The organism is Amycolatopsis sp. NPDC049868 (assembly GCF_044461365.1).
GTDB lineage: Bacteria > Actinomycetota > Actinomycetes > Mycobacteriales > Pseudonocardiaceae > Amycolatopsis.
The window spans coordinates 444665-459374 of sequence record NZ_JBITKV010000005.1; the positions used below are offsets into that span (position 1 = coordinate 444665).

General features: G+C 70.2%; 12 protein-coding genes. 4 read left to right on the forward strand and 8 right to left on the reverse strand.

Features of this window, described 5'->3' with window-relative positions:
- Window positions 1-38: 38 nt before the first annotated feature.
- The 7 genes from ACIBTM_RS23650 to ACIBTM_RS23680 form a co-directional block, all read right to left on the reverse strand.
- A complete protein-coding gene (locus ACIBTM_RS23650) occupies window positions 39-1193 on the reverse strand; it encodes a glycerate kinase (RefSeq protein ID WP_395879243.1) in 1155 nt (384 codons plus the stop codon).
- Between the two features lie 17 nt (window positions 1194-1210).
- Window positions 1211-2647, reverse strand: coding sequence for an SLC13 family permease (locus tag ACIBTM_RS23655; RefSeq protein ID WP_395879244.1), 1437 nt, complete (start codon window positions 2645-2647; stop codon window positions 1211-1213).
- Window positions 2648-2856: 209 nt separating this feature from the next.
- A complete protein-coding gene (locus tag ACIBTM_RS23660) occupies window positions 2857-4110 on the reverse strand; it encodes a DUF222 domain-containing protein (RefSeq protein ID WP_395879245.1) in 1254 nt (417 codons plus the stop codon).
- 133 nt (window positions 4111-4243) lie between these two features.
- Window positions 4244-4912, reverse strand: coding sequence for a Clp protease N-terminal domain-containing protein (locus ACIBTM_RS23665; protein WP_395879246.1), 669 nt, complete (start codon window positions 4910-4912; stop codon window positions 4244-4246).
- The gene (locus ACIBTM_RS23670; protein WP_005162705.1) at window positions 4909-5154 is read right to left on the reverse strand and encodes a helix-turn-helix transcriptional regulator; all 246 of its coding nucleotides are present in this window, start codon (window positions 5152-5154) and stop codon (window positions 4909-4911) included. The genes ACIBTM_RS23665 and ACIBTM_RS23670 overlap by 4 nt, the downstream gene beginning before the upstream one ends.
- A gap of 3 nt (window positions 5155-5157) precedes the next feature.
- Entirely contained in the window at window positions 5158-6009 is an 852-nt protein-coding gene (locus ACIBTM_RS23675; protein WP_395879247.1) for an ABC transporter permease, read from the reverse strand.
- Window positions 6006-6911, reverse strand: a complete 906-nt coding sequence (locus tag ACIBTM_RS23680; RefSeq protein WP_038517852.1) for an ABC transporter ATP-binding protein — start codon at window positions 6909-6911, stop codon at window positions 6006-6008. The genes ACIBTM_RS23675 and ACIBTM_RS23680 overlap by 4 nt, the downstream gene beginning before the upstream one ends.
- 99 nt (window positions 6912-7010) lie before the next feature.
- On the opposite strand from ACIBTM_RS23680, the gene ACIBTM_RS23685 reads away from it, so the two are divergent.
- The 3 genes from ACIBTM_RS23685 to ACIBTM_RS23695 are packed head-to-tail and all read left to right on the forward strand — an operon-like array spanning window position 7011 to window position 10212.
- A complete protein-coding gene (locus tag ACIBTM_RS23685) occupies window positions 7011-8090 on the forward strand; it encodes a precorrin-3B synthase (protein ID WP_395879248.1) in 1080 nt (359 codons plus the stop codon).
- Complete coding sequence (locus ACIBTM_RS23690; protein ID WP_016332061.1) at window positions 8087-8710, forward strand: precorrin-8X methylmutase; 624 nt, start codon at window positions 8087-8089, stop codon at window positions 8708-8710. Before ACIBTM_RS23685 ends, ACIBTM_RS23690 begins: the two co-directional genes overlap by 4 nt.
- Window positions 8707-10212 (forward strand): precorrin-2 C(20)-methyltransferase, encoded by a 1506-nt coding sequence (locus ACIBTM_RS23695; RefSeq protein ID WP_395879249.1) that lies wholly within the window; start codon window positions 8707-8709, stop codon window positions 10210-10212. Before ACIBTM_RS23690 ends, ACIBTM_RS23695 begins: the two co-directional genes overlap by 4 nt.
- Here the strand turns inward: ACIBTM_RS23695 and ACIBTM_RS23700 are convergent.
- Window positions 10203-10832, reverse strand: a complete 630-nt coding sequence (locus tag ACIBTM_RS23700; RefSeq protein ID WP_395879250.1) for a LuxR C-terminal-related transcriptional regulator — start codon at window positions 10830-10832, stop codon at window positions 10203-10205. The genes ACIBTM_RS23695 and ACIBTM_RS23700 overlap by 10 nt on opposite strands.
- A gap of 94 nt (window positions 10833-10926) precedes the next feature.
- Here ACIBTM_RS23700 and ACIBTM_RS23705 point away from each other — a divergent pair, with 94 nt between their 5' ends.
- Window positions 10927-14589: a hypothetical protein gene (locus ACIBTM_RS23705; protein ID WP_395879252.1), complete on the forward strand. Its 3663-nt coding sequence runs from the start codon at window positions 10927-10929 to the stop codon at window positions 14587-14589.
- Window positions 14590-14710: the final 121 nt, after the last annotated feature.

Here is a 14710-nt window from a genome sequence, read left to right on the forward strand (position 1 = left end):
GTCGATGTGGCGAAGATGAGGACAAGATGAAGGAATCTTCACATAACGGGCACGGACAGCCGGGTACCGACCAGCACGATCCGCAGCATCCGTTCGGCCGCGTCGGTCAGGAACTCCGCGCCGCGCAGGATCGCCTCGTCCAGATCCACCGGACCGGGCTGGATGGCCTGGAAGGCGTCGATACCGACCGCGTAGGTGGTGTCGGCGTCCAAGCCGATCCGCCCGGCGAGCGCGACCACCGGCTTGCCGTGCGCCTTGGCCCGGCGCGCCACCTCGGCGGGCACCTTCCCGTGCGGGGTCTGGGCGTCGATCGTGCCCTCGGCGGTGACCACGAGATCGGCCGCCGCGAGCCGCGCGTCGAGGTCCACGTGGTCCAGCAGTACCTCGAACCGCGGCAGCAGCCGGGCTCCCAGCGCCGCGCACAGTCCCGCGCCGAGGCCGCCGGACGCGCCGGAGCCGGGGACGAGCGCGACGTCGGCGCCCAGATCGCGGCGCAGGACGCCGGCCCAGTTGTCCAGCGCCGCCGCCAGCCGTTCCACCTGCTCGGGGGTGGCGCCCTTCTGCGGGCCGAACACCCTGGCCACACCGCGTGGGCCGCACAGCACGTTGTGCGGGTTGACCGCCAGCCGGAGCTCGGTGCCCGCGAGTCTCGGATCGAGCCCGGACACGTCGATATGCCGGGCTCGCGCCAGCTCCGCCCCGCCGGGACCCACCTCCTGACCGGCGCGGTCGAGCACGCGGGCGCCCAGCGCCTGGAGCGCCCCGGCCCCGCCGTCGGACACGCCGGAGTCGCCGCAGCCGACGAGCACCGACGAACAGCCCGAGTCGAGCGCGGCGATCATCAGCTCGCCGACACCCCGGCTGGTGGTACGCCCGGGATCGCGGCGATCGGCGGGCACCAGGCGAAGACCGGCGGCCGCCGCCATCTCCACCACCGCCGTCGACCCGTCGCCGAGAATCGCGAAATGGGAGCGCACCGGCAGCCCGACCGGACCGGTGACGACGGTGTCCACGATCTTCCCGCCGGTGCTCCCGGCCAGCGCCGCGGCCGAACCCTCCCCGCCGTCGACCAGCGGGACGCGGTCGATCTCCGCGAACGGGACGACCCGCCGCACGCCCTCGGCGATGGCGTCCGCCGCGGCCTCGGCGCCGAGACTTTCCTTGAACCCACTGGGGGCGACAACGATCCGCATGACTTCCTCCTGATGGTTCACGGCACGAGCGACAGGCCGAGACACGGCCAGACGAACAAGGCGAAGACGGCGACGACGACCACATGCAGCGGCGCGAGCACTCCCGAAAGCCGGAGCAGGTCACGGGACGAATAGGTCGGCACGCCGTCGATGCCGGAGAACAGCGCGACGGGTTTGGCGGACGAGGTGAGGGTGTGGCAGAACCCCGCCGCCGCGGTGGAGGCGAATACGGCCGCGGCCGGGGCCAGCCCGGTGGCCGCCGCGAGCGGGATCACCACCGGCACCAGCACCGAAGACCGCGCCGACCGGGACTGCACCGCCAGATGCGCGGCCGTGCTCACCACGATCACCGCCGCCAGCACCACCCACGCCGGCGCGCCACGGACGGGACTCAAGGCCACGTCCGCCACCCACGCCGCCGCGCCCGACCCCACCAGCGCGCCGCCCAGCGCGGCCGTCGCGGCGGTGAACAGCAGCAACGACCACGGCACCGTCTTCAGCGCCGTACCCGTGGTGACCCGATGCGGCGGCACGCACATCGCCAAGGCGCCGACGAGCCCGACCAGCGCGGGCGGCAGTCCGTGCCACGGTTCGGTGCACCACAGCACCAGCACGGCTCCGGTGGTGACCGCCGCGAACCGCTCCGTCCGCGTCCACGGCCCTCGCGGCGGGAACCGGCAGCGCAGGTCGAACCGTTCACGGCGGTCGTCACGGGTGGTGAACAGCCGCAGGACGACCTCGGCCGCGAGGTGGGAGGACACCACCGCCAGCGGCAGGCCCAGCAACAGCCAGCGCAGGAAGCCGATGCCGCCGCCGGTCGCTTCACGCAGGAGCTGGTCGGCCACCAGATGCGCGCCCGCGCCGATGAGCGTCGAGACCGCCGACAACAGCACCACCGTCGGGAACAGCACCGAGAGCGCTTTGGCCATCCGCGGGAGCGCGCTCGCCAAGGCGGTGAACACCGGCACGGCCAGGGCCGCCCGCCCCGACGTCGAGGGAACCACCAGCGACGAGACCACCAACGCGACCGTCGACAGATGCGCGAGCCCGCGCACCGATCGCGCCCGCGCCGGTAATACGGCCGCGAACCGGTCGACCAACCCCGAACCGGTCAGCCCGGCCGCCAGCACGAACGCCGCGATCAGCAGCCACACCAGATCCGCGCCGAGCGTGGCGAACAGATCGGCGGGGGCGAGAATCCCGGTCACGGCAAGGACGGCCACCGCCGCGAGCGCGATCCACGTGTCGTCCAGTGGCGTCAGGATCCACGTGCCCACGGCCGTGGCGAACACGGCCAGCACCACCGCGCCTTGCCAGCCCGGCCCGCCTGGCACGAGCGCGGTGCTCAGCGCCGGGACGGCCGCGGCGGGGATCAGCCAAGCCTTGGTGTTCTTGGGTTTCTCGGTCTTGCTGGGTTTTCGTGGCGGGCTGGTCGTGTAGGTGTAGGCGGTCACGGTGATGAGCTTGTGACGCGCTCCTGAAGCGTCCGTTAAGGACGGATGAGGAGGTTTTCATGTTGGCTTTGGGCTTTGGGGCTTGTCTGGCTGGTCTTCGTCTCCGAGGTGGTGGACTGTGTGGATTTTGGGACGTCAGATGTCCCAAAATCCACACGGTCCACCGCCGGGCATGACGAGGGGCCCGTCGCCGACGGGCTCCTCGATGTTCAGACGTGATGCAGGGTGTTACGCCGAGGTTGTCGGAGCGGATCCCGGTACTGAGGAGGTATGAACTCCGGTAACCCATCGGCCGCCATCCGCACTTCCCAATCACCATGATGAATCAGTCGGTGATGGAACCCGCACAGCAGGACCAGGTTCCGGAGATCTGTCGGACCTCCGTCCGCCCAGTGATGAATGTGATGGGCGTGGCAGTTCTTGGGTTTCCGATGACAGCCGGGGAACGCACAACCCCCGTCCCGGATGTTCAACGCGCGTCTCTGGCCTGGGGTGACGAACCGTCGTAGTCGTCCCAAATCCAACGGTTCCCCCGTGGAACTCATGACCACTGGGAGCATCAGACAGTCACAGGCCGCGAGTCGGGCTTCCCGGGCGGTCATCGTCCCGACAAAATCCAGGCAGGCGGTGCCGAGACCGGACTTCAGCTCCTCGAGTCCGATGGTGACGTGCACCAACGTGCGGTAGCCGCTGGTGCCGGGCTGGTCTGGGCACGCGACCGCCAAATCGAGGAGTTCGGCCCAGGCGTCGCCCATGCGTTCACACTTCATCCGCAAGTCCGCCTGGCCGAACTCGTCGACTGGGCGTGGCTGGGCGTAGGCCTCCAGCGCGGCCGCCGTCCGGGCGCCGGTTTCGTCATCGAGGAGGCCGGTCAGTTTCCAGAACCCGTCTTTCCGGCGTTCCAGGGTGATCTCGCGGCGCGGCTCCTTCGGCTCAGGCTCCTTCGGTTCCTTGCCATCCGGATCCAGCAAGCCCAGTAGATTCGCCTCGGCATCGGCGAGCTGCCGCGGACCGGCGCTCGAGGCAAGGTTCGCGAGGATCTGCTCCGCACCTGCCCGCTCCTCGGCCGAAATCTCGGCCGGAAGGTTCTTCAAGATCTCCAGGATCTGATCGATCCGCTCATCCCCGACCAACCCCTGCGCCGCCACCGCCGCGGTCGCGGGAGCAACAGACGGAACCTCGGTGCCATCCAAGGCGCGGGTGGGATTCAGGGCGAGGGCCCGCTTCACCACCGCACCCGCCTCAGCGCGCGACAACCCCGCCACATCCGCAAGCCAGCTCGCCGCACTGCCATACCCATACAAATCCTTGGCACCACGAGACTCGATCTCCGCCAGGAACCGCCCCAGGCAGGCGGTCGCCACCCTGATCACCTGCAGAGACTGCTCCACGCCATGCGCAAGCTCCAGCTTGCCGGCGCGCCACAGCTCCTGCGGCAACTCGGGAAGGAAGGTCTCGGACACCCCTCCATAATACCGCAATCCAGTCGAACACGTGTTCGTAATTTTAAGCAACACGCGAAACGCGAAAACAACACCGAAGAGTGAAACGGCCGCCAACCCCGATTCACCCCGAGCAACCATCGCAATTAGTCGACTAATCGCGCCGAAGTGCGGCAACCTGCTCCCGCAGTGAAATGACCGCCTCCGCGAGATCCACCGGGTCGACGGTCGCGGCCCATTCCCGGATGAGTTCGGACCGCCGCCGGACGACCTCTTTCTCCTTGTCGCGAATGAGGCCCGCCTGGGTGAACTCCTGCGCGTCGATGGCCGCTTCCTTGTGTCGCCGATATTCGGCGATCTCGGAACTCAGCAAGTCGATCTCGGCAGGCGGATCGGCAGGGCCGCGTGTCGGGCCAGGCCCGGGACTTCCCCAGACGGCGTTCTCGTCGAGAAAGGGAGCCCAAATCCGGGCATAGGCCTCCCGCACCCGCTCCTCGGTCACCCCGTGTTCGCCCAGGACGCGAGCCGCTCCGCCACCGGCGGCCAGCAGGCCGACGACCAACTCCACCAAACCCGAGGAACGGGGCACGGCAAGGACTTCGGCCGTGACCGGATGACCGTCGACGGTCCCGGCGGCGGGCGACGAATCCGCGTGGGCCGCTTGCTCCAGTTGTCGCACAAGGACATCGCGAGAGATTCCGAGTGCGTCGGGGAGCGCGTGCCCGACGCCGTCCTCGAGTACGGCGAGCAGAAGTTCCTCGCCCCCGATGCAATCGCGCCCCAGCCGGGTCGCGTGAGCGTGCGCCCGCTCCAGCAGGCTCACGCCGACCGCTCGGACGAGGAGTCCCCGATCCGGGGGAAAGGGGCGGTGGAGAAGATGATCTCCACCGCCACCTCGAAGAACTCCGCGATCCGCAGGGCGAGGTAGAGGCTCGGGCTGTATTCGCCGCGTTCGAGGTAGCCGATGGTCTGGTAGTGCACGCCCAGCGCATCGGCGAGTTCGCGGCGGGAAATGCCCCGTTCCGCCCGCAACATCGCGATCCGGTTGTAAACGACCTCGCTCATGAGCTAGCCAATTCGCTGCATCGCCTTTTCCCGTCGTGCCGCCACCGAGGACCCGGACTCGCGCCGCGCCATGCGCCGCAGGATGACCGGGGCCAGCGTCAATCCGATCACGGCCCAAATCGACAGCACGCCGAGGGTCTCCCAAGGCCGCCAGGACTGGCCGATCTCGATGATCACCGTCGAGTCCGGCAGCAGCGCCGACCGCATGCCGAGGCCGAGCCAGTACATCGGGAACACCTGCCCGAGGTACTGCAGCCATTCCGGCAGGGCGGTGATCGGGTAGAAGATCCCCGAGATCGCGCCGATCCCCAGTGTCGGCAACATGATCAGCCCGATGCTGCGCGCGTTCGAGGTCAGCGAGCCGAAGATCGCGCCGATCGGCATCGTGGCGAGGAGGCCGAGCACCAGCACCCACAGCAGGCCCAGCCACGACGTCAGCCCGCCGGGCGCGATGCCGTCGAACAGGATCAGGCTGGGGATCAGTACCAGCAGCATTCCGACGACGGTGCTCAACGACACCGTGACGACCTTGCCGACGAGGTAGCCGATCATGCCGTTCGGTGTGGCCTTGGCACGCAGGAGCGTGCCGTCTTCGCGTTCGACGGCGAGGACTCCCGCCATCCCGAGCATGCCGCTGAACACGATCGACGCGCCCAGCACGCTCGGCACGGTGGCGGCGCCGAGCGAGAACTCCGTTCCCGGCAGTTTCGCGCCGCGCATGAAGAACATGACGACCACGAAGATCGCCGGGAAGAGGAAGGTGTTGAACAGGTCTTCCCGGTTGGTCATCATCTGGCGGCTTTCGAGCCAGCCGCGCCGGACGCCCAGCCGGACACTGTGCTGAATCGGGTTCATCGCGCGCCCACCGCCTCCAGGGACTCGGCCTTGCGGACCAGGGTCATATACGTGTCTTCGAGCGACGCCCGCCGGACCTCCAGATCGCCGATGGCGTCCCCGTGCTGCTTGAACAGTTCGTGCACGTACTTCGTCGATTCGGTCGTGGAGTGCACGAACCGCTGGCCGTCCAGCGTCCAGCGCACCTCGGCTTCGCCGGCGATCTGCCTGCTCAGCGCGTCGGCCGAACCGTCGGCCACGATGCGGCCGTGGTTCAGGATCAGGATCCGGTCGGCCAGCTTCTCGGCCTCGTCGAGGTCGTGCGTGGTCAGCAGGATCGTGGTGTCGTCGTCATCGGTCAGCCGGTGCACGAGTTCGTGGAACTCGCGCCGCGCCTCCGGGTCCAGCCCGGCGGTCGGCTCGTCGAGGAACAGCAGTTCCGGACGGCCGACGATGCCGATCGCGACGTCGAGCCGTCGCCGTTGCCCGCCCGAGAGCATCCGAACCTTCTTGTCCGCGTGCTCGGTCAGGCCGACCGCCGCGACCAGTTCGTCCGGATCCCACGGCCGCTTGATGCGATCCGTGGAGTACGGCGCGTAGTAGCCGCCCAGGTGCTCCAGCAGCTCGCGCACCCGCCATTTGGCGTGGTCGCGCCAGGCCTGGAGGACGACCCCCAGCCGCGCCCTCCAGTTCTCGTCGGCGTGCGCCGGGTCGACGCCCAGCACGCTGACCTCGCCCTCCGACCGCATCCGGAAGCCTTCGAGGATCTCGATCGTGGTGGTCTTGCCCGCCCCGTTCGGGCCGAGCAGGCAGATCACCTCGCCGCGGTGCGCGGTGAAGTCGACGCCGTGGAGGACGTCGTTCGTGCCGTACCGCATCCGGAGATCTTTGACGGAGATCATCACGTCGTGTGGATCTCTCATTTGGTCACCCCCATCTCAGTGCTGCGATCGAATGTAGCACACCTACTACATATGATCTGAGACATACTCTCGTGGAAACGGGCCATCTACAGTGAGCGCATGTCCACGAGCGCACGTGTCCGAGCCGACGCGTGCCCTGGTGTTTTCGCCACGCACGACGCGGCCGACGGTCCGCTCGCCCGGATCCGGCTGCCCGGTGGCGCCATCACCTCGGCCCAGCTCGGCGCGCTCGCGGATGCCGCCGACGACCTCGGGGACGGCGCCCTCCACCTGACCTCCCGCGGCAACGTGCAGTTGCGCGGCGTCACCCGGCCCGGTCTCGCGGGCAGGCTCACCGCGGCCGGGCTGCTGCCTTCGCCGTCGCACGAACGCGTCCGCAACATCCTCGCGTCGCCGTTGAGCGATCCCGCGCAAAAGCTGGCCTCGGCCCTCGACAAGGCGCTGTGCGCGGCTCCTGAGCTGGCCGAACTCCCGGGACGCTTCCTTTTCGCCTTCGACGGCGGCCAGGGCGACGTCGCCGGAGAGGGCGCCGACGTCTGCTGGCGCGACGGTGCCGTGCTCCTCGCCGGCGAGGACACCGGCCTGCGTGTAACCGCCGAGCGCGCCGTCGAGACGCTGCTCGCGGTCGCGCGCGCGTTCCTTCGCACGAGGGGAACGGCCTGGCGGATCGGCGAACTCGCCGATACCGAGCCGCTGCTCAGTGGCATCCCAGGCGAAACGACAAAGCCGCGGGAGTTCGAGGTGAACCCGGGCCTCCCGATCGGGCCGATCGGTGACGCGATCGGGGTTGCCCCGGTATTCGGCAGGCTCACCTCGGCTCAGGCGCGCGCCATCGCGAAGGCCGGGAACGCCGTGGTCACGCCGTGGCGATCGATCCTGGTCCTCGGCCGCTTGGCAGCGGACACGGGCCTGATCACCGATCCGGACGCGCCGTCGCTCGGGATCAGCGCCTGCATCGGGCATCCGGGCTGCGCCAAGTCGCTCGCCGACGTGCGGGCCGACGCGGCGCGGGTCGGGCGGGCCCCGCGAACCCATTTCGCCGGTTGTGAACGGCGCTGCGGCAAACCCGCGCGCGAGCACGTCGACGTGCTCGCGACGGAGGACGGTTATCTGGTCGACGGGGCGTTCGTCCCGGTCGGCGAGCTGGCGAAGGCGTTGGCGGAGAAAGGGACACAGTGATCGACTACATCCGGGACGGGGCCGAGATCTACCGGCATTCGTTCGCCACCATCCGTGAGGAGGCGGATCTCGCAATCCTGCCCGACGACGTCGCGGTGCTGGCCGTGCGGATGATCCACGCCTGCGGGATGGTCGACCTGGTCGACGATCTCCGCTACAGCCTGGACGTGGTGGAATCCGGCCGGGCCGCGCTCGAAGCGGGCGCGCCGATCCTGTGCGACGCCAACATGATCGCCTCCGGGGTGACCCGCAAACGTTTGCCTGCCGCCAACGAGGTGCTGTGCACGCTGTCCGATCCGAAGGTGCCCGGCCTCGCCGAGCGGATGGGTACCACCCGGTCGGCGGCCGCGCTGGAGCTGTGGCGCGACAAGCTGCCCGGGTCCGTGGTGGCGATCGGTAACGCGCCAACCGCGTTGTTCCGCCTGCTGGAACTGCTCGAAGAGGGCGTCGGCGCCCCGGCGGCGATCATCGGTGTCCCGGTGGGCTTCATCGGCGCCGCCGAGTCCAAAGTGGAGCTTGCGAAGCGCGCGCCCGCCCCGTACCTGGTGGTGCACGGACGACGCGGCGGCAGCGCGATGGCCGTCGCCGCGATCAACGCGATGGCGAGTGAGGTCGAATGAACAGGCTCGGAAAACTCTGGGGTGTCGGGCTCGGACCCGGTGACCCCGAGCTGATGACGGTCAAGGCCGCCCGGTTGATCGGCGAGGCCGACGTCATCGCCTATCACAGCGCGCGGCACGGCCGGAGCATCGCGCGTTCGGTCGCCGAGCCGTACCTGAGGGACGGTCAGATTGAGGAGAAGCTGGTCTACCCGGTCACCACGGAGACCCCCGACCATCCCGGCGGCTACGAAGGCGCCATCGCCGACTTCTACGAGCTGAGCGCGAAACGGCTCGCCGAACACCTCGACGCCGGACGCGACGTGGTCGTGCTCTGCGAAGGCGACCCGTTCTTCTACGGCTCCTACATGTACATGCACGAACGCCTCGCCGATCGCTACGAAGCGACCGTGGTGCCGGGCGTGACGTCGGTCAGCGCGGCGTCGTCGGTGCTCGGCCGCCCGCTGGTGCAGCGCGACGAGGTCCTCACCATCCTGCCCGGCACGCTGCCCGCGCCGGAGCTCGCGCGCCGCCTGGCCGACACGCAGGCCGCGGCGGTCCTCAAACTCGGCCGCACGTTCGGCAACGTCCGCGAGGCACTGGCCGAAGCCGGGAAACTCGACGACGCCTTCTACGTCGAACGCGCGACCTGGCAGGCGCAGCGCGTCGAGCCGTTCGCCGACGTCGACCCGGATTCGGTGCCGTACTTCTCGCTGGCGCTGCTGCCCAGCCCGGCCTACGCGTCCCGGCTCGCCGACGAACCCGAAGTCATCCGGGAGCGGGAAACGCGGACCGGCGGGGAAGTCGTGGTCGTCGGCCTCGGCCCGGCTGGCCCTGACTGGCTGACCCCCGAAGCGACCGAGGAACTGGCCGCGGCGGAGCACATCGTCGGCTACGGCCCGTACGTCGCGCGAGTGCCGCAGCGCGCGGGCCAGCAGCGGCACGCGTCGGGCAACCGCGTCGAGGCCGAACGCGCCGTCGAAGCGCTCGAACTGGCCGCGAACGGCGCCAAGGTCGCGGTGGTCTCTTCGGGCGACCCCGGCGTGTTCGCGATGGCGTCGGCGGTGCTGGAGCAGGTCGCCGCCGGACACGGTGCGGGCATCCGGGTGCGGATCGTGCCGGGGGTGACCGCCGCGCAGGCGGCCGCGTCCCGGGTCGGCGCGCCGCTGGGCCACGACTACTGCGTGCTCTCGCTGTCCGATCGGCTCAAGCCGTGGGAGATCATCGAACGACGGCTCGACGCGGCCGGCGCGGCGGATCTCGTGCTCGCGCTGTACAACCCGGCGTCCCGCACGCGGACCACGCAGCTCACGCAGGCTCGCGACGTGCTGCTCCGGCACCGCGCGCCGGAGACGCCGGTGGTCGTCGCCCGTGACGTCGGCGGCCCCGAGGAGGACATCCGCGTGGTCACCCTCGGCACCCTCGATCCGGCCGCCGTCGACATGCGCTGCCTGCTGATCATCGGCTCGTCGAAGACCCGCGCCGAGAACGGCGTCGTCTGGACACCCCGTACCTACGAGTGACGGCCGAGTCCGGCGTTCCTGGCCTGGGCGAGCAGCACCTCCCGGTCGTCGATGCCTGCCTTGGCGTGGATCGACGTGACGACGTTGCGCACGGTCTTGGGCGCGAGCCCCAGCTGCCGTGCGACGGCCGCGATCGTCAGGCCGCCCGCCAGGAGGTCGAGCACCTCGTGCTCGCGTGAGGTCAGCCGGGGGAACGCCCGCATCGGCTGTGAAGTGGCCAGCAGGCCGTAAAGCCGGTCCGCGGCGCGCTCGCCGAACACGACCGCGCCCGCGGCCACCCCGCGGATGAAGCGGACCAGATCGTCGTGGCCCGCGCTCCGGGACAGGACGCCGCGAGCGCCCGCGAGCATCGCGGCCACCACGAGTTCGCCGTCGCCGGGCGGGGTCAGCACCAGCACGGCGGTGCCCGGTACGCGGGTCGACACTTCGCGCGTCACGGCGAGCCCGTCGAGTGACGGCGGATGGACGGACAGCACGAGGACGTCCGGGCGCAGCACGCTGGCGTGCCAGACCGCTTCACGTTCGTCGGGGGTATGGGCGACCACGTCCAGCTCCGACGACGCGGGCGGCTCGGGGACACCGGCGAAGACCACGGTCACCGCATGGGTTCGAATCGGCACGCCATCGGTTGTAGCGCAGAACTTTTGTACAGTGTCCGGCCGTTTTCGGTGAACAATGTCCATTCAGTAACGCTTCGACGATCAGGGGGGCCTGGTGCCGAGACGCGAGCGCCCGCTGGGGCCGGGCGACGACGTCGTCGTGAGCTTCGCGGCGGATCTTCGCCTGCTTCGCGAGAAGGCCGGTGGGCCGACGTACCGCGAACTTGCGACCCGCGCGGGCTACTCGGCCGCCGCGCTCTCCGAAGCCGCGGGCGGACGGAAGCTGCCCGGGCTCGCGGTCACGACGGCCTACGTCACCGCGTGCGGCGGTGACGTCGCGGCTTGGGAGGAGCGCTGGCGCACGGTCGCCGCCGGGCTCGCCGCGGGGTCCGGCGAACGCGACGATCCCGCCGAACTCCCGTATCTGGGGCTGGCCGCGTTCCAGACGGCCGACGCCGACCGCTTCTTCGGCCGCGAGCGGCTGGTCGCGGAGCTGACCGGCAAGCTCGCGCAGCGACGGCTCGTCGGGGTCTTCGGTGCTTCGGGGTCGGGGAAGTCGTCCGTCCTGCGGGCCGGGCTGGCGGCGGCGAGCGAACGCCCCGTCGTCCTCCGCACGCCAGGGGCGCATCCACTCGACGATGACCTCGACGCCGAGGGGCGGCTGCTGATCGTCGACCAGTTCGAGGAGGTCTACACGCTCTGCCAGGACCCGATCGAACGCGAGAAGTTCATCGACGCGTTGCTCGCGCTCTCCCGCGACGAACACGGCACGCGGGTCGTCCTCGGTGTCCGCGCGGACTTCTACGGTCACCTCTGCCGTCACGCCGGGCTGGTCGAGGCGCTCACCGACGCGCAGGTGATGGTGGGCCCGATGACCGCCGACGAACTCCGGACCACGATCGTCGAACCCGCCGTCCGGGCGGGCTGCCGGGTCGAGGCGGCGCTGGTCACGACGCTCGTCGCCGACGCCACCGGCCAGCCGGCGATGCTGCCGCTGGTGTCGCACGCGTTGCTGGAGACCTGGCGGCGGCGCCAAGGGATCACGCTGACCAGCGCGGCATATGAGGCGGCGGGCGGGATCCTCAACGCGATCGCGCAGACCGCGGAGGCGGTCTACACGGATCTGGAGCCGGACAGACAACGCGTCGTGCGGCAGATCTTCCTTCGGCTGACCGCGCTCGGCGAAGGCACCGAAGACACGAAGCGCCGTCTCAACCGGCGTGAACTCGACGACGACCCGGCGACGACCGAGGTTCTCGAACGCCTCGCCGAAGCCCGTCTGCTCGTCCTCGACCGCGACGGCGTCGAGATCGCCCACGAAGCCTTGATCCGCAGCTGGCCAAGGCTGCGCGACTGGCTCGCGGAGGACCGCGAAGGGCACCGCCTGCACCGGCAACTGGCCGAGGCGACCGAGCTGTGGGAGTCGCTGGATCGCGACAAGGGCAGTCTTTATCGCGGCACGCGGCTGGGGCTCGCGGCCGAATGGGCGGACCGGGAACCGGACGCGCTGAGCGCGCGCGAGCGGAGGTTCCTTCAGGCCGGGCTCGATGCCGAAGCCGAGGAGGCCGCCGTCGGCCGCAAACGGACACGGAGGTTGCGAAGACTTGTCGCGCTCCTCGGCGTCCTGTTGCTCCTGGCGGGCGTCGCCGTCGGATACGCCGTCGATGCCGGGCGGACCGCCACCGACCAGCGGAACGTGGCGCTCGCGCGCAAGGCCGTCGTCGACGCGAAGGCGTTACGGGACTCGAACCCGGCGTTGTCGACCCAGCTCAGCCTCGCCGCGTACCGGCTCGCGCCGATCCAGGAGACCCACGACGGCCTGCTCGCGTCCATGGCGGCGCCGTTCGCCACGCGGCTGACCTTCGACCCCGGCGACGTCACCGTCGCGCTGAGCGGGCAGCTCATGATCACTTCCGACTCCTACCGGGCGACACAGGTGTGGTCCATTGCCGACTCGCGGCATCCGGATCTCCTGTCGACGCTGCCCGGTTCCGAGGAGATCCGCGGACCGCTGGCGTTCAGCCGCGACGGGCGCGCGCTGGCGACGGCCACCCGGGACCATCGGGTCCGGCTCTGGGATCTGACCGATCCGCGACGTCCGGTGCGGAAAGCGGACGTCACCGGGCATCGGGACGTCCTGCTCTCCCTCGACTTCAGCCGGGACGGCCGCCTGCTCGTCACCGGCTCCGTCGACCGGACGGTCCGGCTCACCGACGTCGGTGACCTCGGCGCGCCGAAACCGCTCGGCGGGATCCCGGCGGAACAACTCGACCGCGCCGTCTTCAGCCCCGATGGGCGGCTGCTCGCGGTCACGAACACGAACTGGACGGCGGAACTCTGGGACGTCACCACCCCGTCCGCGCCGCGAAGGCGCTCCGTCCTTTCCGGACACAAGGACCTTCAGCTCACCCCGTCGTGGAGCCCGGACGGCAGGCGGCTGCTCACCACCAGCTGGGATCGCACCGCGAAACTGTGGGACGTCGCCGATCCGGCGGCGCCGCGGCCACTGTCGACGTTGACCACCCCGGCCGTGGTCTGGGCGGCCGGGTTCAGTCCGAGCGGCAGGCTGGTGGTGACCGCGGGGGACGACCAATCCGTGCGTCTTTGGGACGTCACGGGACCGGCGAAGGAACTGCCGCCGCTGTCCGGGCACACGAACGCCATCTGGTGGACCGCGTTCTCCCCGGACGGCAAGACCATCGTGTCCACCAGCGCCGACCGCACCGTCCGGCTGCAGGACGTCGGCGAACTCGCGCTGGCCTCGAGCGCGGGCTGGAACGTCGGCACCTTCCTCGAACAGGGGCGGATCCTCGTCACCTCGGGGGACGACCTGCGGCTCTGGGCGATGGACGATCTCCGCGCCCCGAGGCAGCTTTCGAAGTTTCCCGGCCCCGCGACCGTCACCGCGGTCGCGGTGAGCCCGGACCGGCGGAGTCTCGCGCTGGCCGCGCACGCCGGTGCCGGGGTCGGCGGGACGTTCGTGCTCCAGCGCTGGGACATCAGCGATCCGACGACGCCGAAACTGCAGGCGTCGACCGAGGTCCTGCCGACCTACTCGCTCGCCTTCAGCCCGGACGGGAAGACCTTCGCCTCCGGCCGCGACGACGGACCGATCCAGCTCTGGGACGTCAGTGATCCCAGGAGGTTCACGGGGCCGCGGGATCTGCCGGTCGGCGACGGCACGGTGTGGTCGCTCGCGTTCACCCCCGACGGACGGACGCTCGTGGCGAGCCAGGGGCCGGACTCGTCCGCGGTGACCCTGTGGGACGTCGCCGACCCCCGGCGGCCCGGTCTGGTGTCGACCCTGCGGCCCGATGGCGGCACGTTGTTCAAGATGGCGCTCAGCCCCGACGGTCGCACGGTCGCCGCGGGCAGCAGCGACCGGAACATCTACCTCTGGGACATCACCGACCGCGCGCACGCCGTGCGGCTGCCGAAACTGGCCGGCCACTCCGAAGGCGTCGGGCCGCTCGCGTTCGGCGCGGACGGCCGGGAACTGGCGGCGTCGGCGTTCCGGACGGTGCGCGTCTGGGATCTGGCCGATCCGCGGAAACCGGTGGAGACGGCGCAGCTGACCGGCTTCGCCGCGACGGTCAACTCGCTGGCGTACCGGGACGACGGGCATACGCTCGCGATCGGGAGCAGCGGCGTCCAGCTGTGGCAGACGGACACCGCGCGAGTGGGCGAGGAGATCTGCAGGCTGGCGACGCCGAGGATCACGAGGGAAGAGTGGGAGCGGTACTTCCCGGGGCTCGAATACGCGCCACCGTGCGGATGAGCAGCCCCTTCGTAGCTGTCCCCAAAGGACGGTGGGCCGGGTGTCGCGAAAGCCACTTTCGGGACATCACACGTCGCGAAAGTGGCTTTCGCGACCCTCCGGAACGAGCTTAACGTTGCAG